Source organism: Paenarthrobacter sp. NPDC091711 (assembly GCF_044756605.1).
In the GTDB taxonomy this organism is placed as follows: domain Bacteria; phylum Actinomycetota; class Actinomycetes; order Actinomycetales; family Micrococcaceae; genus Arthrobacter.
The window spans coordinates 12504-33443 of the sequence record NZ_JBIVTF010000008.1 but is presented as its reverse complement, the minus strand read 5'-3'; the positions used below and the strand labels follow the sequence as shown (position 1 = coordinate 33443).

The following is a 20940-nucleotide window of genomic DNA, read 5'->3' as shown; positions in this document are numbered from 1 at the left end:
ACCTTCACCCAGCATTAACCTTCAAAGGAGCAGGTATGCCTACAGCAGCAATTATTGGTTGCGGCGACATCTCGACCATCCACTTTGCGGCCCTGGCCACCATGGACCATGCCGAATTGGTGGCGGTCTGCGATACCGATCCGGAAAGGTTGAAGGCGGCCGAAGCCGCCCACGGCGTCCCCGGCTACGCGGACTACCTGGACATGCTCCAGAAGGTGCGTCCCGACGTCGTGCATATCTGTACGCCACATCATCTCCACGCTTCGGTGGCCGCTGACTGTTTGGAGCGGGGCGTCCATGTGATCGTGGAGAAGCCGCTGGCCCACACGGCGGCCGAGGGGCAGCGATTGATTGAGGTGGCGGAGCGAAGCGACGCGAAAATCGCCGTCTGCTTCCAGAACCGCTACAACGCGACGTCGCAAGCCATGCATGAACTGCTCGACGGCGGCACGCTGGGTCAGGTGATCGGCGCCTCGGCCACCGTCATGTGGCACCGGGACGGCAGCTACTACCGCAACCGCCCGTGGCGCGGCACCTGGGCCGAAGGCGGGGGTGGTCTGATGATGAACCAAGCCATTCACACAGTGGACCTGCTGCAGTGGCTGGTGGGCGATGTTGCCAAGGTGGAAGGCCACGCGTCCACCCGTTCCTTGGGCGGGGTGATCGAGGTGGAGGACACCGCTGAGTTCGTTGCGGAGCACGTCAATGGTGCGCGCAGCGTCTTCTACGCAACGCTGGCCAACGCCGTGAATGCGCCGGTGACCTTGGACATCGTCACGGAGAAAGCGACGCTCAGCCTGCGGGGAGACCTCACGGTGAGTTACGCCGATGGCGCGGTGGACATCATTCCGGAAAGGGTGGCTGAAAGTGGTGGGAGGTCCTACTGGGGCGTGTCCCACGAGCTTCTGATTGCGGATTTCTACAACAAGCTGCAGGACGCCGGGCCTTTCTGGATCAACCCTGCCGAGGCCGGAAAATCCTTGAGGATCATCAAGGATATCTACGCGCAAAGCTACCCGGATATGGCTGGCCGGGTGGGTTAAGCATCCTCTTGGCAACAATCTTAGAAACTTTTGACAATCGGTTGCCAAAACCCCGCAAAGTACGTACTGTAAATCTCACACCCAAGAAAAGTGTGGCGCAGGCCACACGCTCAAGCTCTGACTCGCATCAGGCTAAGACTCAGTAGGAGCCAACAATGAAGTTAGGTCCCAAGGCGGCAGCAGCCGCCATCGTACTTAGCGCCTCTCTGGCGCTCACCGCCTGTGGCGGCGGGAATGCCGGTGCCGGAACTGGTTCCTCTACCGGTACTAAAACCGTCACGGCCCTGACGCTGGGAACCCTCAGGGACCTCACCTCCTGGGACCCGGCCCAGGCTCACGTAGGCCACGCGCTCCAGCCTTATCAGGCAGCCTACGACTCCCTGATCCTCCGCGAACCGGACGGCACGCTCAGCCCCATGCTGGCAACGGCCTGGAAGTACAACGACACCAACACCAAGCTCACCGTTGACCTCCGGACCGACGTCACCTTCAGCGACGGAGCCAAGTTTGACGCCGCTGCGGCCAAAGCAAACATGGACCACTTCAAGAAGGCCAACGGCCCCCAAATGGCCCAGCTGGGTTCAGTGTCCGACATCGCCGTGGTGGACGCCGACACCATCGACATCAACCTCAGCGCACCGGAGCCGGCCCTGGAATACTTCCTCAGCCAGGCCGCGGGCCTCATGGGAAGCCCCGCAGCCCTCGGCACCGATGCCATCAAGACAGTCCCCGTGGGTTCCGGCCCGTACGTGATGGACAAAGCAGCCTCCGTCAAGGATTCCCAGACGGTCTTCAACGCACGTGACGGTTACTGGAACAAGGACCTCCAGAAGTTCAAGAAGCTCACCCTCAAGGTCCTCCTGGACCCCACCGCCCGCACCAACGCGCTGGTTTCCGGCCAGATTGACGCCACCCTCCTTGACCCCAAGAACGGCAAGCAGGCCGAAGGCGCCAAGATGAAGCTCGAAACCAACCAGGTTGACTGGTCCGGACTGCTCCTCCTGGACCGTGACGGCACCAAGAACCCGGCCCTGGCCAACGTCAAGGTCCGTCAGGCCATCAACCACGCCTTCGACCGCAAGACCATCCTGGATCAGGTCATGTTGGGCCAGGGCACCCCCACCTCGCAGCCGTTCGGCAAGGACAGCGGCGCATGGAGCGAGGAGCTGGAGAACTACTACAGCTACGATCCCGAGAAAGCCAAGCAGCTCCTGAAAGACTCCGGCTTTGAGGGCAAGGTCAGCATCGACGTTCCTACACTTCCCGGTGCTGAAACCCTGATCTCGGTCATGAAGCAGCAGCTTGCCGATGTGGGCATCACCCTGAACCCGGGCGCAGCCATCACCAACACCTTCACCTCGGACGTTGCCGCGCAGAAATACCCGGCACTCTTCTACAACCTCTTCCAAGGGCAGCCGACTGTGGCGATCGACCAGATCGTTTCCACCAAGGCCCTGTACAACCCCTTCAAGACCACCACCCCTGAGCTTGAGGCCAAGATCGCGGCCGTGCGCACCGGTGGTGCAGATGCCGGCAAGCTGGCCCAGGAAGTCAACAAATACGTGGTGGAACAAGCCTGGTTCGCCCCGCTGTTCCGTGTGAACCAGATGTACTACCACAACGACAAAGTGAACGTCACGCCGCAGGTGCAGCAGGCCGTTCCGTCCATCTACAACTACTCGCCCGCCAAGTAGGACCCCATGATCAAGTTCATTGCGAAAAGACTGGGCAGCGGTTTGGTGGTGTTGTTCGTCGTCTCGGTCCTCACCTTCACCCTGCTGTACACCTCCAGCGGAAGTATTGCCCAGAACATCCTGGGGGACCAGGCAACACCTGAACAGGTTGCCTTGAAGGAACAGGAGTTGGGGCTGGACCAGCCGCTCTTTGTCCGTTACTTCGCTTGGTTGGGCGATGCCCTGACCGGCAACCTTGGAGCCTCCTGGTTCACCTCGGAGCCGGTGGCCAACTCCATGGCCACCCGCATCCCGGTGACCATGACCATGGTTTTCACCGCAATGATCCTGATCGCCATTTGCGCAGCACTGATTGGCGTTGCCGCAGCCGTGAAGCGCGGCTGGGTGGACAGGGTGGTCCAGATTGGCGCGATCGTGGGGGACTCCATCCCCGGGTATGTGATCGGCGTGTTCCTGGTAACCATCCTGGCCATCCAGCTGGGTTTCTTCCCCGCCACCAGCACCATCTCCCCGGAGGTGGGTCCGGAGGCCTGGGTCTACTCCATGACGCTTCCGGTGATCGCTTTGCTGATCAACGGTGTGACCGGCGGTGCCCAGCAGATCCGCTCCGCCGTGATCAAGCAGCTGGAGCGTGATTACGTCCGAACGCTGCGCAGCCGTGGCATCGGAGAGCGTGAAATCCTCTTCAAGCACGTGCTCCGCAGCGCCGCACCCGCTGGCCTCACAGTCTTGAGCCTGCAACTGATCGGCATGCTGGGCGGCGTGGTGATCATCGAGCAGATTTTCGCCCTCCCAGGAATGGGTCCGCTGGCTGTAGCCGCAACTACCCAAACCGATCTCCCCGTGGTCATGGGAGTGGTGATGTACACCGTGGTGGTGGTCATCGTCGTGAACCTCCTGGTGGACATCCTCAATGGTTGGCTCAACCCGAAAGTACGTGTCTCATGAGCGACTCCATAGATTCAGCAGCACTCGCAGCACCTGTACCCAACGGCCAGAGCGGCACGGTGGTCCGTTCCACGGTGATGCGCCGCCTCCTGAAGAATCCCATGGGCATCGCCTCGCTGGTGATCCTCCTGACCATCACGGTACTGGCCATCCTGGCGCCGGTGATCGCGCCTTTCGAAGAGAACTTCGCCAACATCTCCAAGACCCTCGCCGCCCCGGACTCAGTGAACATCATGGGTACGGACAGTGCAGGGCGCGATACCTGGAGCCGCCTGCTCTTCGGCGCCCAGCTGACGTTGCTATCCGCGCTGCTGTGTGCCGGTGTGGCGATTGCCATCGGACTCCCGGCAGGCCTGATCGCCGGTTACTACGCAGGCAAATTCGAGGCCGTCTCCAACTGGGTGGTCAGCATCCTCATGAGCCTGCCCGGCCTGATCGTCCTGCTCACCATCCGTGCAGCGTTCGGCCCGTCGGTATGGATCTCCATGATCGCCTTCGGTGTCCTGATCAGTCCGTCCTACTTCCGATTGACCCGCACCGCTGTGCAGTCGGTCCGGAATGAGCTCTATGTGGACGCGGCCCGGGTCTCCGGCCTGTCCGATCTGAGCATCATTGCCCGCCACATCTTCTCCGTGGTCCGCGCACCCATCATCATCCAAACCGCCGCGATCGCCGGTGTTGCCATCGCCATCCAGTCCGGACTCGAATTCCTGGGACTGGGCGATCCCACCAAAGCCACGTGGGGCGTCATGCTCTCCGAAGGCTTCAAGAACGTCTACCTCACCCCGATTCTGCTGGTCTGGCCGGCACTGGCCATGGCGCTCACCATCGGCGGACTGGTCCTGCTGGGCAACGCCATCCGCGATGCCCTGGAAGACGGCGAAAAGATCAAGCACCGCAAAAAGCGGGCGCTTGCTTCTGCTGACAGCACGACGACGGACCCCGCCAAGGCGCGCCAGTCACGGAAGTCCGTGGCCGCCGTCGACGCCGGAACCGAGCACCACTTGGTCAAGGTGACCAACCTCGGCGTCGGATATCCGCAGGCTGACGGGTCCATCAAAAAGGTAGTGGACGACGTTTCCTTCCACGTGGACCGCGGCGAGATCCTGGGCATCGTGGGCGAATCGGGATCGGGCAAGTCCCAGACCGCGTTCTCCATCCTGGGCCTGCTGCCGGACAACGCCCGGATTGTGGGCGGCTCCATCCAGTTCGACGGTAACTACACGGTGGCTCCGGGCGATGACCGCGTCAGCCAGGAACGGCTGTCCAAACTGCGAGGCAAGCGGATCTCCTACATTCCGCAGGAACCCATGAGCAACCTGGACCCAGCATTCACCATCGGCTACCAGCTGGTCACACCCATGGTCCGTGTCCTGGGAATCTCCAAGGCAGAAGCCCGTCAACGGGCGCTCAAGCTGCTCACCGACGTCGGAATCGTCAACCCGGAGCGCACCTTCGAGGCGTACCCGCACGAGGTCTCCGGTGGCATGGCCCAGCGCGTGCTGATCGCCGGTGCCATCAGCTGCGAACCGGACCTGGTGATCGCTGACGAACCCACCACAGCCCTGGACGTCACTGTGCAGGCCGACGTGCTGGACCTGCTGCGCGAGCTTCAGCAACGGCTCAACATCGGCGTGATCCTGGTGACCCACAACTTCGGTGTTGTCGCTGACCTGTGCGACCGCGTGGCCGTGATGCAGAACGGCAGGCTCGTGGAAGAAGGCACCGTCCGCGAGATCCTCCGGAACCCCAAAGAGCCCTACACGCAGACCCTGCTGGGGTCCATGCTCGAAGGAAAGACCCCCATGACCATGCTGGTATCGAACCCTGGATCAGCAGCACAGTCCGGATCAGCGCAGTCCGGATCAGCACAGAAGGAGCCGGTGGCATGAGCGTCTCTCTTGACTCATCGCAGAAGTCCCCGCTCCTGTCCGTGGAGAACCTGGTGGTGGAATACCCCAGCAAACGGTTTCGGGCCAAGCCTTTCAGGGCGTTGACGGACATCAACATCACCATCGGCCAAGGCGAGACCCTGGGCCTGGTGGGGGAGTCCGGCTCCGGAAAAACCACCCTCGGCCGGGCCGTCCTGGGCCTGGCGCCGGTCACAGCTGGGAAGGTGATCTTCGAAGGCAACGACATCAGCAACGCTTCGCGCAAGGAACGCCGGACGCTCAGCCGTGACCTGCAAGTGGTCTTCCAAGACCCGTACACCTCGCTGAACCCGGCGCTGGAAATCGGGGACATCCTGGCAGAGCCTTTGGGCGTGCAAGGCATGGAAGCTGCCGCTGCGAAGAAGCGGGTCCGCGAACTGCTGGACCAAGTCGGTCTGCCAACTGACGCGATCCACCGGCTGCCCCGCGAGTTCAGCGGCGGCCAGCGCCAGCGCGTGGCGATCGCCCGGGCACTTGCCCTGTCCCCGAAGCTGATTGTCTGCGACGAACCCGTCAGCGCACTGGACCTCTCCACTCAGGCCCGCGTGCTGGATCTGTTCCTGCAGATCCAGAAGGACACCGGAGTTTCGTACCTGTTCGTCTCGCACGACCTCGACGTCGTGCGGCACATCAGCCATCGCGTGGCCGTCATGTACCACGGCGAAATCGTGGAACAAGGCCCCGCCGAAGTGGTCACCCGCGACCCCGAACACCCCTACACCCAGCGGCTGCTGCTCGCCTCGCCCGTGCCGGATCCCGACCGGCAGGAAAAGCGCCGCGCGGACAGGCACCGCCTGCTGGCTAACCAGCGCAACCAAACAGAACAAGCCGGTGCCGTGGCCTGAACAGCCCGGCATCCCATCACCCATCCAGGGTCCGGAAGGGCCCGGAAACCCCGGAGGAAAAAGTGGCCACAATAGGCGTACAGGCGATGATGTTGAAGGACAGCTTCGCGGAAGTCGGGGCGTTTGAGACGCTCCGCAAGGTCAGTGCGATCGGCTACAACGCCGTCGAGATTTCCCAGATCCCCATGACCACGGAGAACGTGGGCGAGCTGGACCGCTCCCGCACCGAGCTGGGTATGGACATCGCCGCGCTTTCGGTCAACATTGAAGGCCGCAAGGGCATGCCCGTGGAATCACTGGCGGACAACTTCGACAAGATCGTGGACGACGCAAAGCGGCTGGACAGCTCGCTGCTCCGCATCGGGATGCTTCCGTTCGGGGCCATGAAATCACTGGACTCGGTGGTTGAATTCGCCAAGCAAGCCAACGGTTACGCCGAACGGCTCCAGGAACACGGCATCAGCTTGTACTACCACAACCACCACATAGAGTTCGCGAAGTTCGACGGCAAATACATGCTGGACATCATCGCCCACAACTCCCCGGCCATGGGCATGGAGATCGACGTGCACTGGGTGCAGCGCGGTGGCCTCGATCCCGTGCGGACCCTTGAAAAGTACGCCGGCAATACTGCCATGGTGCACCTCAAGGATTACAGGATCGGTCAGATGCCGGAATCGTCCTTCGGGCTCCTGGAGAAGGGCGACTTCCCCGGGTTCATGGCCGAGTTCCGCAACGTGGTGCAGTTCGCCGAAGTGGGCGAGGGCAACCTGGACTTCCCCTCCATCATTCCGGCCGCCGTCGCCGCAGGTGCCAGGTACCTCTTGGTGGAGCAGGACGAGCTGTATGGGCGGACCGTGTGGGACGCGCTCCAAACCTCGTACGACAACCTGGTGGCCATGGGCCACGCGGACCTTTTCTAGATTTCAGCCACTTCCGGTTTTCACCACAGGAGATTGCATTCATGAGCAAGAAAGTACGCCTCGGCATCATCGGCCTGGGCCAGCAAGGCGGCGCCTACGCCAAGTTCATCACGGACGGCCTGGTGCCCAATATGGAGATCGGCGCAATCTGCGATGTTGATCCTGCCAAGAAGGAACTCGCAGCCTCGCTGTACCCGGATGTCCCGTTCTACGACGACTACATTGCCCTGCTGGAAAGCGGCTCCGTAGACGCGATCGTCACCTGCGTGCCGCACTTCCTGCACCCGGAGATGGGCATCGAAACCCTCAGGCGCAACATCCACGCGCTCGTGGAGAAGCCCGCCGGCGTCTACACCAAGCAAGTCAAGGAGCTGAACGAGTTCGCCGCCTCCAAGCCGGAACTTTCCTTCGGCATCATGTTCAACCAGCGCAACAACCCGCTCTACAAGAAGCTCAAGGAAATCGTTGATAACGGCGAGATCGGCAAGATCCGCCGCTCCAACTGGATCATCACCAACTGGTGGCGCCCGCAGGGCTACTACAACTCCAGCGAATGGCGGGCTACGTGGGGCGGCGAGGGCGGCGGCGTCCTGGTCAACCAGGCACCGCACCAGCTGGATCTATGGCAGTGGATCTGTGGCGTCCCCCAGTCCGTGTACTCCAAGGTGGCATACGGCTTCCGCCGCGACATCGCCGTCGAGGATGAAGTCACCGCAGTGGTGGATTATGGCGACGGCGCCACCGGCGTTTTCGTGACAGCCACCCACGACATCGTGGGAACCGACAGGTTCGAAATCCTGGGCGACCAAGGCAAGATCGTGGTGGAAGACAGCAAGGTGGCCACCGTTACCCGTCTGGTCAAACCTGAACGGGACATCAGCGATTCCATGGGCATGGACGACGTCCGCAAGCTCTTCATGGGCCAGCTGAACCGCGAAGAGCTGTTCAGCAGCGAGGTCATCGAGTTCGAGTCTGTGTGGGGTGGCCAGCACGCCGGCGTCTTGGAGAACTTTGCCGCCAACATCCTGGACGGAACTCCGCTTCTTGCGCCGGGCTCGGACGGTATCAACGGTGTTCGTCTGGCCAACGCCATCCACCTTTCCAGCTGGACCGGCAAGGAAGTGTCCTTGGACTTCGATGAGGATGAATTCCTGCAGGAGCTCAACAAGCGCATCGCGGAAGAAGGAAAGTTCCCCGAGCGTTCCTAAGCAAAGTGGGCCGGTTGCCATCATCAATGGATGGCAACCGGCTTGTTTTGTTGCCATGCGGTCTACGATGGAGCGGTGACTGACCTGACGAGCACTGGAGCAGCAACCACCCCCACCAAACGAGGCCGGGGTGAGAAGTCTTCTGCCACGATTTACGACATCGCGAAGCTCGCGGGCGTGAATCCCTCTACGGTGTCCCGCGCGCTGAGTAAGCCGGGCCGCGTGAGCGCCAAGACGCAGAAAATCATTGAGGACGCTGCGGCGGAGCTGAACTACCAGGTGAATCCATTCGCCCGTGCCCTCCCCACCGGCCGCACCCAGACCATCGGATTGATCGTCGCGGACATCACCAACCCCACCTTCTTTGACATCATCCGCGGCGCGGAAACCACAGGATCCGCCCGTGATTACACCCTTGTTCTGGCCGAGTCCGCGGAGTCACCGGAGACGGAAGTAACGGCGGCCCGGCGCCTGCTGAGCACCGTGGATGGCCTCATCCTGGCCAGCCCCCGCATGGACGATGACCAGATCCGGGCCTTGGCTGCGGACAAGCCTGTGGCCGTCATTAACCGTGAAATTTCCGGCGTTCCGTGCGTCGTCCCTGACGTCAACAAGGGCATCAGCGAAGCCGTTCGCAGCTTGGCCGCCAACGGCCACGAAAAGCTTGCGTACGTCGCCGGACCGGCGCAGTCCTGGATGACGGGCCGCCGTTGGGAAGGCGTCAAAGCCGCCGCTGAATGGTCCAAGCTCAGCGCGGTGCGCCTCGAATCATCCAAACCAACGGTCGACGGCGGCCGGCAGGTTGCGCGCGACGTCCTGGAAAGCGGCGCGACGGCGGTGATCACCTATAACGACCTCCTGGCTATCGGCTTGATGCAGGAACTGCAGGCTGGCGGGATGAGCGTCCCGGACCAGATCAGCATTGTGGGGTTCGATGACATTTTCGGTGCCGATTTCACCACTCCCGCGTTGACCACAGTGCGCTCACCCTTGGGGGAGTGCGGCACCCGTGCCGTGACCATCCTCCTGGATATGTTGCAGGGCCACGAGGCCCCGGGCGAGGCTGTCCGTGTGGAAACGGAACTCGTGGTGCGAGGGTCCAGCGGGCGCCTCCTCGCCTGACCTCAGCATCCCCTTGCACCTCAGGATGCAACAGAGTGGCAATATTTGGCAACCGGTTGACAAAACGTGAGCCGGAACGCAAGATTGACCTATGTCACAGTCCATTGCCGCACACCCTGACAGGCTCCTGCCCGCAGATCCCGGGACGCGCAGCATCGCGCGGTCTTTGCTGGAGCGCGTCCAGGACCTGCCCATCATTTCTCCCCACGGCCACGTTGACGCCGCTGTCATCGAGCAGAACACGCCGTTCCCCGACCCCGCGGCACTCCTGGTCAGTCCGGACCACTACGTCACCCGCCTGATCCACGCCAATGGTGTTCCGATGGATCAGTTGCTGACCGGCGCGGCGTCCGCTCCCGAATCACGGGAAATCTGGAGGCAGTTCGTCCAGGCATGGCCACTGTTCGAGGGAACAGCCTCGGGATACTGGCTCCGCACCCAGTTCAACGATGTCTTCAAACTCGGTGCAGACCTCAGTGAGATGCCTTCAGATGCCAGCTACGACGCGATCGCCGCCAAGCTGGTGGAGCCGGACTTCCGTCCCCGGCAGCTCTTCAAGGACTTCAACATCGAGGTCCTGGCCACCACCGACGATCCCCTGGACAACCTGGCCAGCCACAAGGCCCTCAGCGAGGACCCCAGCTTCAATGGCCGCGTGCTCCCCACGTTCCGCCCGGACGCCTACCTGAACGTGGCGCATCCGCAGTGGAGCAGCAATGTTGACCGCTTGGTGGAGACGGCTGCTGACGGTGCCACAGGCTACGCGGGCTATATTGCGGCGCTTGAGAACCGCCGTCGTTATTTTGTGGAGCATGGCGCCGTATCGGCGGACCATGGCGTCCGCACGCCGGCCACCCTCAAACTGGATGCCGCGGATGCGGAAGTCCTCTTCGAGCGGGCGCGCGCCGGCAAAGCCACGGCTGCTGACCGCGATGCGTTCGAGGCCCACATGATGTACCAGATGGCGCGCATGTCAGTGGCCGACGGCTTGGTCATGACCATCCACCCCGGCTCCTACCGGAACCACCATGGCCCAACATTCGAGTCCTTCGGCGCCGACACCGGTCACGACATTCCGTTCGCCGTGAACTACACCGAGGCCATCCGTCCGTTGCTGCAGGACTTCGGCACGGCCAAGGATTTCCACCTGGTGCTCTTCACCCTCGATGAGACCGTCTTCTCCCGTGAACTCGCTCCGTTGGCCGGCTTCTACCCGTCCGTGTACATCGGCGCACCGTGGTGGTTCCTCGATGCACCGGATGCCATGTTGCGCTTCCGCTCCGCAGTTACGGAAACCGCCGGCTTCTCGCGGTCCTCCGGCTTCATCGATGACACCCGCGCATTCTGCTCCATCCCCGCGCGGCACGACGCCTCCCGGCGGATCGAAGCGTCCTTCCTCGCCCGCCTTGTAGCCGAGCACCGCGTTACTGAAGACCGGGCGCACGAGCTGATCCTCGACGTCGTCGATTCCTCGCCCCGCAGGGTGTTCAAGCTATGACCGCCGAACTGCCCCGCCTTGGGCGTGACGTTGCGCCCGCCCCCAAAGCTCCCGTGCGCATGGTGCACCTGGGCCTGGGAGCCTTCCACCGTTCGCACCAGGCCTGGTACACGCAGCACGCCGGCGACGCGGGGGAGTGGGGCATTGCCTCCTTCACTGGCCGCCGCCCGGACGCCGCCGAGGTTCTGGCCGCGCAGGACGGACTGTTCACCATTGTGGAGCGCTCCGATGCCGGGGATTCGTTCGAGGTTGTGGGCAGCATCGTGGAAGCCGTGGATGGCGCCGATGTGCAGCGCTTGGTTGACCTGGTGGCGGCACCCCAAACCGCTGTGGTCACGCTGACCATCACCGAAGCCGCCTACGGGTTTGGCGCGGACGACGTGACGCTGTTGCGTGCCCACGAAAAGCCCACGACGCCGTTGGGGCGTCTGGTCCGCGGCCTCGCCGCCCGCAGGGACGCCGACGCCGGCCCCCTCGCCGTGGTCTCCTGCGACAACCTCTCGGACAACGGCAACGTAGCGCGCCACGCGGTAGCGAACCTTGCCCGGGAGGTGGACGCCGGACTGGCGGACTGGATTGAGGCCAACGTCAGTTTCGTGAGCACCTCAGTGGACAGGATCACCCCGCGCACCACCGCCGACGACATTCAGCTGGTGGCCCGCAAGTGCGGCTACCGGGATGAAGCACCGGTTGTGGCCGAGCCCTTCCGCAACTGGGTGCTCAGCGGAGACTTTCCTGCCGGGCGCCCCCGTTGGGAGGACGCCGGCGCGCTCTTCGTGGACCACATAGAACCCTACGAGAACCGGAAGCTCTGGCTCCTCAACGGCGCACACTCCATCCTGGCTTACGCCGGACAGCTCCGCGGACACACAACTGTTGCCGAAGCCCTGGCTGATTCCGTGTGCTTGCAAGCTGTGGAGGAGTTCTGGGATGAAGCATCCCGCCACCTTGCCGGCGACGATCTGCGCATTCCTGACTACAGGGCCGCCTTGCTGGACCGCTTTGGTAACTCGCGGATCGCCCACCACTTGGCCCAAATCGCCATGGATGCCAGCACCAAACTCCGGATGCGGGCCATCCCCGTGCTCCGGGCTGAGCGTGCTGCGGGCCGGAGTGGCGAGGGCGCAGCCCGGATGATTGCGGCGTGGGCCGCGTTCGTGGACTCAAACCCCGGATTGCAGGACCCGCAATCGGAGGCAGTAGCCGTGGCCAACAAAGAGGTGGGCTCTGAGCGCATCGCTGCCCTCGTAGCGTTGCTGGATGCTGAGTTCGCCCGGGACTCCGCGGTAGTTGAGCTCATCCATCAGCTCAGCAGTAGCTTGGCACCGGAAGTTTCAGCTAACGCTGGTACTGCGGCGTAGGAATCGATATGCGAGGTGGTCCGGGCCCTGAGCTTTCAGGTGCCCGGGCCGTCGTCGTTTAACGCCGTCGTCCAGCACCGCAAACCCATGCGTTGTGGGGCCCGCTATGCGTGCCTTGGCGTGAATTTAGGGCGCAGAGCGGGCCTCGCAACGGGAGAGATTTGGTGTAACTTTCAATGAAATATTTAGGCAACCGATTGCCAAATGCTTGCCAAGGTGACTAGAGTTACATCAGCTGCACAAGCCGGTCCCCTTCCAGTGATCGCCCTCGGGGATTCAATCCTCCCGCGAAGTCCACTGTCGAGTCGGCTCGGACCGCAATGACGCGAAGGGTAAAGGAGCCCGCATTGAAAAAGCTCAGCAAACTCAGCATCGCCGGCTATGGTGCCGGCGATGCCGCCAACAATCTTGCCTTCACCACCGCCACGATGTTCCTGCTGGTGTACTACACGGACGTCGCAGGAATTTCGGCGGCCGCAGCCGGCACGTTGCTCCTGGTGGTGAGGATCTTTGACGCGTTCGCCGATGTCTTTGCCGGACGTATGGTTGACCGCTCCTACAGCAAACGCTTTGGGAAATTCAGGCCGTTCATTATGTTCGGCTCCATTCCGCTCCTGCTCCTCAGTGTGGCCACGTTCTCCGTGCCGCAATTGGGTGAGACGGGCACCTTGCTCTACGCCTATGTGAGCTACGCGGCCCTGGGGTTGGCGTATTCCCTGGTCAACATCCCGTATGGCTCGCTGGCCGGGGCCATGACGCAGGACCCGGGGGAGCGTGCCAAGCTGGGCTCCGCCCGCACGGTGGGTGCACTGTTGGTGGGTTCCGCCCTGGGCATCTTCGTTGCTCCACTGATCAAGCCGGGTGCTGACCTCCAAGCAACCTTCACCACCATCACGCTGGCCTTCGTGGTGATCGGTGCGGCGCTGTACCTCTTCACTGTCCTCACGGCCAAGGAACGCGTTCACCGCACTGTTCCCAACGTTTCGTTCAAACAGAGCATGGACACCTTGAGGACCAACCGCCCGCTGCTCATGCTGTGCCTGAGCTCGTTCCTCTTCCTGACCGGCTACATGGCGTTGTCCTCCGTTCAGCTCTACTACCTCCGCGATGTGCTGGGTCGCTTGGATCTGTTTCCAGTGTTGGCCATAGTCCAGCTGGTGATGACCTTGGCCCTTGCACCTTTGATGCCGCGGTTGGTCCGCAAGCTGGGCAAAAAGAATGTGTATATGGCTGCCGGAGCGCTCTCCATGGTGGGCGGAGCTATCGTCTTCTTCTCTCCTCCCTCCATGGTCTGGGTTGGATTCACCGGGCTGGTGGTCAGCCTGATGGGCGTCATGGCTGTAAACATCGTGGTGTGGGCTTTGGAGGCCGACACTGTGGAGTATGGCGAGTGGAAAACCGGCGTCCGCACCGAGGGAATCACCTACGCGCTGTTTTCCTTCACCCGCAAGACCGGCCAAGCCGTGGGCGGCGCCCTGGCCGCCTATTGCCTGGCCGTGGGCGGGTACAAGTCGGGCGCGGCTCAGAGCGCGGAAGCCATGCAGGGAATCCAATTCGCCGCCGGGGCGCTGCCGGCCATCATGACCATCCTGGCGATAGCGGTGATGGCCAGGTACCAGCTCACGGACGCAGTGCATGCGCAGATTGTGGGGGAGATCCGCGCTCGCCGTTCCGAGGAGGCCTTGAAAGTTAGCCAAAAAAGTTAGGCAACCGGTTGCCACTGGATGCGATCCAACCTAAAATCGTACTTAATCGCAACCAGCCACCTCCCGAAAGGAAAAGCTGTGAAAATCATTGCCGCTGAAGTCTTTGTGACCAGCCCGTCCCGTAACTTTGTTACTTTGCGTATCACCACGGAGGACGGTGTCACTGGCATTGGTGACGCCACGCTCAATGGCCGTGAACTGGCCGTCGCCGCGTACCTCAAGGAGCACGTGGCGCAGCTGCTCATCGGCAAGGATCCGCACCGGATCGAGGACACTTGGCAGTTCCTCTACCGCAGCTCATACTGGCGCCGCGGCCCCGTGACCATGGCGGCGATTGCCGCCGTCGACATGGCGCTGTGGGACATCAAGGGCAAGATCGCCGGGATGCCGGTGTACCAGCTGCTGGGTGGCGCTTCCCGCAACGGTTTGCGGGCCTACGGCCACGCGTCCGGCGCGGACATCCCCTCGCTGTTCGACTCCGTTCGTGAGCACCTGGAACTGGGCTACAAGTCCATCCGCATCCAGACCGCCATCCCCGGCATCAAAGCCGTGTACGGTGTGGCCGCGCAGGCACAGGCCTCGGGTGAACGATACGACTACGAGCCCGCCGGCCGTGGCGCGTTCCCGCAGGAAGAGGACTGGGACACCCGCGCCTACCTGCGCCACCTGCCCACCGTGTTTGAAGCCGTCCGGAACGAGTTCGGCCCGGAAATCCCGCTGCTGCACGATGGACACCACCGCATGACGCCCATCCAAGCCGCCAAACTCGGCAAAGCCCTGGAGCCGTACGACCTCTTCTGGCTGGAAGACTGCACCCCGGCCGAGAACCAGGAAGGCCTGCGCCTGGTCCGCCAGCACACCACCACCCCGCTGGCCATCGGTGAAATCTTCAACACCGTGTTCGACTTCCAGACCCTCATCAAAGAACAGCTGATCGACTACGTTCGTGCTGCATCCACCCACTTCGGCGGCATTTCACCGCTAAAAAAGGTCATGGACTTCGCGGCCCAGTACCAGATCAAGTCAGGCTTCCACGGCCCCACCGATATTTCGCCCGTAGGTTTCGCCGCCCAGCTCCACGTGGGCCTGGCCATCCACAACTACGGCATCCAGGAATACATGCAGCACTCGGACAAGACCAACGAGGTCTTCCAGCAGTCCATGACCTTCAAGGACGGCTACCTGCACCCCGGCGACGAACCCGGCATCGGCGTCGAATTCAACGAAGAAGCCGCCGCTGCTTTCCCGTACCAGCAGGCCTACCTGCCCTACAACCGCCTCGTGGACGGCACTGTTCATGACTGGTAAAGAGGTCATGACTGGTGACCTGAATTCCTTCCACCACATCGTGGTCATGGGGGTGGCCGGCTGCGGCAAAAGCACCATAGGTGCCGCGCTCGCCGAGCGGCTTGGTGCTGAATTTCTCGACGGCGATTCGCTGCACCCTCAGGCCAATATCGACAAGATGGCCTCCGGTACTCCGCTGAACGACGACGACCGCGCACCGTGGTTGGCCGAAATCGGCAGGCGATTCCCGGCGTCGGACTCTTCACTTGTCATCGCGTGCAGCGCGCTCAAACGCAGCTACCGGGACATCATCCGCAGCGCTGATCCGTCCGTGGTGTTCGTGCACCTACACGGCACCCGCGAACTCCTGAACGCACGCATGAACTCCCGGCCCGGTCATTTCATGCCGGCCTCTCTCCTGGACTCGCAACTGGCAACACTGGAGCCGTTGCAGTCCGACGAAGGCGGGGTGGTTGTGAACATCGCCCAATCCGTGGAGGACATCGTGGATGACGTGACCTCGTCCCTGAGCGGCAAGGGTCCGTTCCTTGTGGACCTCAAAGCCGCCCCGTTCAACCTCGACGACGCCGCGGTGGAGTGGGTGGAGGCGACCATCGGCTCCATGACGCTGGAAGAGAAGATCGGCCAGCTGTTCATCAACCACAACAACGATTACTCCCCGGCGTACCTCGATGGCGTGCTGGAGAACTTCCATGTGGGCGGCATGCGCTACCGCCCCGGTCCGTCGTCGGCGGTGCAGGAACACATCCGTTACGCCCAGTCCAAGACCCGGATCCCGTTGCTGATTGCGTCCAACCCGGAAATGGGCGGCGCAGGCAGCTGCGACGACGGCACGTTCGTGTCCACCCACTTGCAGGCCGGTTCGCATCCCGATAAGAACATTGCCCGGCAGATGGGCCAAGTGGCCGGTGTGGAAACTGCTGCGCTGGGCTGTAACTGGGCCTTCGCGCCGATCGTGGACATCCACTACAACTGGCGGAACACGGTCATCTCCACGCGGGCTTTCGGAAACACCCCGGACATTGTGGTGGAACGGGCCAAAGAGTACTTCGACGGCATCAGCGAATCACCTACTGTCTGCGCCATGAAGCACTTCCCCGGCGACGGTATTGATGAGCGCGATCAGCACGTGGTCACCTCGTACAACACGCTTGGATACGACGAGTGGAACAAGAGCTACGGGCACGTGTACCGCGAGATGATCGGGCACGGCGTGCAGTCCATCATGGTGGGTCACATCGGTGCGCCGGAAGTGTCCCGGCATTTCCGTCCCGGCCTGGCGGATTCCGAGGTGTTGCCGGCAACGCTGGCTCCGGAGCTGCTGCAGGACCTGCTGCGGGGCGAGCTTGGTTTCAACGGGCTGATCCTCACGGACGCTTCCTTGATGGTGGGCCTGACGCAGGCCATGAAGCGTCGGGATCTGGTGCCCGCCACCATCGCAGCCGGCTGTGACATGTTCCTGTTCTTCCGGAACCCCGAGGAGGACTTCGGGTACATGCTGGACGGCTATAAGTCCGGCGTGATCACCGAAGGGCGATTGCAGGATGCCTTGCGGCGGATTCTTGGCTTGAAGGCGAGCCTCGGGCTGCACCTCGCCTCCCGGGAGTCGTTGGTTCCGGCGGCCGAGGCCTTGGCGGTCATCGGCAGCGAAGCCCACCGTGCAATCGCCGCCGAGGTGGCGGACAAGACCGTCACCCTGGTGAAGGACACCGCTGGTAACTTGCCCATCTCACCTCATACGCATCCGCGGATCCGTCTCTACGGCATCTCCGGTGGCGCCGACTTCACGCGGGCTGACCCGCTCGCGTACCTGGACACCGTCCGGGAAGAGCTGGAAGCTGCAGGTTTTGAGGTCAGTGTGTTCAAGACTGCCGAGCAGCGCGAAGCAGCAGGAGAAGCCGGTATGAACTTCATGCGGGTCCTGTCCGAAGAAGCCACGGGCGATTACGCGGAGCGTTACGACGCCGCCTTCGTCTTCGCAAATGTGAAGGGTTTCGCGCAGGAGGCTTCCATTCGGATCAAGTGGTCCTCGCCGATGGCGGCCGAGATTCCTTGGTACGCCACGGAAGTTCCCACGGTGTTTGTCTCACTGAACCAACCAAACCACTTGATCGACGTACCCATGGTCAAGACCGTCATTCACGCACACGCGGCAGCGCGCGAGGCCATTCGCGCAACCATCCAAAAGATCCAAGGCACGTCCGAATTCCAGGGAACGTTCAACCAGAACGTTTTCTGCGATTCGTTCGACACCCGCCTCTGAGCTGAGGCGTCAGCCCGGCCCCGCCCACGAGGCGGTGCCGGGCTTTTTCTTTTTGCGCATGGATTCAGTTGTCTGCGGGGCGGCCAATTGTGAACGCTAACAACGATTCAAGTCAAGACCCTGACGCCCAGTAGGAGGCTGCAATCATTTCGTGATCCACGGCACTTGACCGACGGTATTGTTAGCGTTCACAATGGCAGTCGCACCACCTTTCGTGGCATGCGGCATCCAGCTGGCCGCAGACCACATAACGCTTCACCGTGCCGGACGCGCAGATGCTCCGGCTGCATCAGAGTTCGCGGCAGTGCTGCCGCGGAAGGAGAGCATCGTGAGATTGAAGAAACTCCTGGGCGCCGTAGCGGTTGTCCTCACCTTGACCGTCGGAGCCACAGGCTGCGGTAGTCGTGGTGGCACTGCCGAGTCCAGCAGCAGTGCGAATCCCAGCGATTCACTGGTTGGCATTTCGATGCCGACCCAGACGTCCGAGCGTTGGATCGCTGACGGCGCCAACGTGGAGAAGTCCTTGAAGGACCTTGGCTACAAGACGGACCTCCAGTTCGCCAACGATGACATTCCCACGCAGGTTTCCCAGATTGAGAACATGCTGACCAAGGGTGCCAAGGCGCTCATCATCGCAGCCATCGATGGCACCACCCTGACCGACGTCCTGGCCAAGGCCAAGGAGCAGAACGTCAAGGTCATCGCCTACGACCGCCTCATCAACGGAACCCCCAACGTGGACTACTACACCACGTTCGACAACTACACCGTGGGCGTCCAGCAGGCCACCTCCTTGCTGACCGGCCTGGGCCTCGTGGACGCGAGCGGCAAGAAAGTTGAGGGCAAGGGCCCGTTCAACGTTGAACTGTTTGCGGGCAGCCCGGACGATAACAACGCCAACTTCTTCTGGACCGGCGCCATGGACACCCTGAAGCCGTACCTGGATGCAGGCACATTGAAGGTTCCCAGCGGCCAGACCAAGTTTGAGCAGGCAGCCATCCTGCGCTGGCAGGCACCAGTTGCCCAGAAGCGCATGGAAGACATCCTCACCTCGGCCTACAGCTCCGGAACCAAACTGGACGGCGTGCTGTCCCCGTATGACGGACTCTCCATCGGCATCATTTCCGCGCTGTCCAGCACCGGCGGCTACTCCACTGGCAACCTGCCGGTAGTCACCGGTCAGGATGCAGAGAAGGGCTCCGTGAAGTCCATCATCGCCGGCGAGCAGTACTCCACCATCTTCAAGGACACCCGCCAGCTGGGCGCCCAGGCCGTCAAGATGGTTGACGCCGTCCTCAAGGGCACTGAGCCGGAAACCAACGACACCAAGACCTACAACAACAAGGTCAAGGTCGTTCCGGCCTTCCTCCTGAAGTCCGTCATCATCACCAAGGACAACTTCCAGAAGGAACTGATCGACTCGGGCTACTACACGGAAGCCGACGTCAAGTAATCACGTCTGTGGCCCCTCCTGCAGCAGGAGGGGCCACAGCCTCCCTTAGAGCCTGCCCGAGTCCTCGGCCCGGCCAAGTTCCAACCAGTCAGCGGGAATTGACGATGAACGTACCCATTCTTCAAATGCGAGGAATCACCAAGACCTTCCCCGGCGTTAAAGCCCTTCAGGACGTCACCCTGGACGTCAACCGCGGCGAGGTTCATGCCATTTGTGGCGAGAACGGGGCAGGGAAGTCCACCCTCATGAAAGTGTTGTCCGGCGTCTACGCCCACAACACTTTCGACGGCGACATCCTCTTTGAGAACGAGCCCTGCGAATTTTCCAGCATCACGGACAGCGAGAAGCGCGGCATCGTGATCATCCACCAGGAGCTGGCCCTGAGCCCGTATCTCTCGATTGCCGAGAACATCTACCTCGGGAACGAGCTTGCCAAGAATGGCTGGGTGGACTGGCGCAAAACCAACCTGGAAGCCGCAAAGCTGCTGGCACGGGTAGGCCTCAGCGAAAACCCGGTCACCCCCATCCAGCACATCAGCGTTGGTAAGCAGCAGCTGGTGGAAATCGCCAAGGCGCTGTCCAAAGAGGTGAAGCTCCTCATCCTGGATGAGCCCACTGCGGCGCTGAACGATGAAGACTCGGACCACTTGCTGGACCTCATCCTGCACCTCAAAGGCCAGGGCGTCACCAGCATCATCATCAGCCATAAGCTCAATGAGATCCGCAAAGTGGCTGACGCCGTCACCATCATCCGCGACGGCAAGTCCATTGAGACCCTGCGCCTGGACCAAGGCCAAATCACCCAGGAACGTATCATCCGGGGCATGGTGGGCCGCGACCTCGAGAGCCTCTACCCGGACCGGACACCCAACATCGGCGAGGAAGTCCTTCGCATCGAGGACTGGACCGTCCAGCACCCCCAAGACCATTCCCGCACGGTGGTGAACAACGCCAGCCTCAACGTCCGCAAGGGTGAAGTGGTAGGCCTGGCCGGGCTCATGGGTGCCGGCCGGACCGAGCTGGCCATGAGCGTCTTCGGCCGGACCTACGGTCGGGCCGTGTCCGGAAAGGTCTACAAGTACGGCCAGGAAATCAACACGTCCACCGTCTCCGACGCAATCGACCACGGGATCGCTTACGCCACCGAAGACCGCAAGCACTACGGCCTGAACCTCATTGAGGACATCAAGCGGAACATCTCCATGGCCGCACTGAACAAGCTGGCCAAACGGGGTTGGGTGGACGGCAACAAAGAGACCACCGTCGCTAACCATTACCGGAAGAGCATGAACATCAAGGCTCCCTCCGTTGCTGCCATCACCGGCAAGCTCTCGGGCGGAAACCAGCAAAAAGTGGTGCTGAGCAAATGGATGTTCTCGGACCCCGACGTCCTCATCCTGGACGAGCCAACCCGTGGAATCGACGTCGGCGCCAAATTTGAGATTTACACCATCATCGCGGAGCTCGCAGCGGCTGGAAAGGCCGTCATTGTGATCTCCTCCGAGCTTCCGGAGCTCCTGGGCATCTGCGACAGGATCTACACGCTGTCCGCAGGCCACATCACCGGCGAAGTCCCCATCGCCGAAGCCACCCAGGAAACCCTCATGCACTTCATGACCAAAGAGAAGGAATAGCGA

Annotated in this window: 15 protein-coding genes; all 15 read left to right on the top strand. The window is 62.1% G+C overall.

Going from position 1 to position 20940, the window contains the following annotated elements; all coding sequences use genetic code 11:
* Positions 1–35: 35 nt before the first annotated feature.
* On the top strand, positions 36–1043 hold the full coding sequence (locus tag ACIQH5_RS13450; RefSeq protein ID WP_400404070.1) for a Gfo/Idh/MocA family protein: 1008 nt from the start codon (positions 36–38) through the stop codon (positions 1041–1043).
* Between the two features lie 155 nt (positions 1044–1198).
* Positions 1199–2737 (top strand): ABC transporter substrate-binding protein, encoded by a 1539-nt coding sequence (locus ACIQH5_RS13445; protein ID WP_400404067.1) that lies wholly within the window; start codon positions 1199–1201, stop codon positions 2735–2737.
* A 6-nt stretch (positions 2738–2743) separates the two neighbouring features.
* Positions 2744–3685 carry an ABC transporter permease gene (locus tag ACIQH5_RS13440; protein WP_337340822.1) on the top strand — a complete coding sequence of 314 codons (942 nt, stop codon included), beginning with the start codon at positions 2744–2746 and terminating at the stop codon, positions 3683–3685.
* Entirely contained in the window at positions 3682–5577 is a 1896-nt protein-coding gene (locus ACIQH5_RS13435) for a dipeptide/oligopeptide/nickel ABC transporter permease/ATP-binding protein (protein ID WP_400404064.1), read from the top strand. The genes ACIQH5_RS13440 and ACIQH5_RS13435 overlap by 4 nt, the downstream gene beginning before the upstream one ends.
* Positions 5574–6461 (top strand): ATP-binding cassette domain-containing protein, encoded by an 888-nt coding sequence (locus tag ACIQH5_RS13430; protein WP_400404061.1) that lies wholly within the window; start codon positions 5574–5576, stop codon positions 6459–6461. The genes ACIQH5_RS13435 and ACIQH5_RS13430 overlap by 4 nt, the downstream gene beginning before the upstream one ends.
* An 86-nt stretch (positions 6462–6547) precedes the next feature.
* Positions 6548–7384, top strand: a complete 837-nt coding sequence (locus tag ACIQH5_RS13425; protein ID WP_400404058.1) for a sugar phosphate isomerase/epimerase family protein — start codon at positions 6548–6550, stop codon at positions 7382–7384.
* 41 nt (positions 7385–7425) lie between these two features.
* A complete protein-coding gene (locus ACIQH5_RS13420; RefSeq protein WP_400404056.1) occupies positions 7426–8592 on the top strand; it encodes a Gfo/Idh/MocA family protein in 1167 nt (388 codons plus the stop codon).
* A gap of 75 nt (positions 8593–8667) precedes the next feature.
* Positions 8668–9714 (top strand): LacI family DNA-binding transcriptional regulator, encoded by a 1047-nt coding sequence (locus ACIQH5_RS13415; protein ID WP_400404053.1) that lies wholly within the window; start codon positions 8668–8670, stop codon positions 9712–9714.
* 91 nt (positions 9715–9805) lie between these two features.
* Positions 9806–11212, top strand: a complete 1407-nt coding sequence (gene uxaC / locus ACIQH5_RS13410; RefSeq protein WP_400404050.1) for a glucuronate isomerase — start codon at positions 9806–9808, stop codon at positions 11210–11212.
* Positions 11209–12573 (top strand): mannitol dehydrogenase family protein, encoded by a 1365-nt coding sequence (locus ACIQH5_RS13405; protein WP_400404048.1) that lies wholly within the window; start codon positions 11209–11211, stop codon positions 12571–12573. Before uxaC ends, ACIQH5_RS13405 begins: the two co-directional genes overlap by 4 nt.
* A 347-nt stretch (positions 12574–12920) precedes the next feature.
* Positions 12921–14279, top strand: a complete 1359-nt coding sequence (uidB, locus tag ACIQH5_RS13400; RefSeq protein WP_400404045.1) for a glucuronide transporter — start codon at positions 12921–12923, stop codon at positions 14277–14279.
* 78 nt (positions 14280–14357) lie between these two features.
* Positions 14358–15587 carry a D-mannonate dehydratase ManD gene (manD, locus tag ACIQH5_RS13395; protein ID WP_142936842.1) on the top strand — a complete coding sequence of 410 codons (1230 nt, stop codon included), beginning with the start codon at positions 14358–14360 and terminating at the stop codon, positions 15585–15587.
* Entirely contained in the window at positions 15577–17850 is a 2274-nt protein-coding gene (locus ACIQH5_RS13390; RefSeq protein WP_400404043.1) for a gluconokinase, GntK/IdnK-type, read from the top strand. Before manD ends, ACIQH5_RS13390 begins: the two co-directional genes overlap by 11 nt.
* Before the next feature lie 328 nt (positions 17851–18178).
* On the top strand, positions 18179–19303 hold the full coding sequence (gene chvE / locus ACIQH5_RS13385; protein ID WP_400404360.1) for a multiple monosaccharide ABC transporter substrate-binding protein: 1125 nt from the start codon (positions 18179–18181) through the stop codon (positions 19301–19303).
* A 104-nt stretch (positions 19304–19407) separates the two neighbouring features.
* On the top strand, positions 19408–20937 hold the full coding sequence (gene mmsA / locus ACIQH5_RS13380; RefSeq protein WP_400404041.1) for a multiple monosaccharide ABC transporter ATP-binding protein: 1530 nt from the start codon (positions 19408–19410) through the stop codon (positions 20935–20937).
* Positions 20938–20940 lie beyond the last annotated feature (3 nt).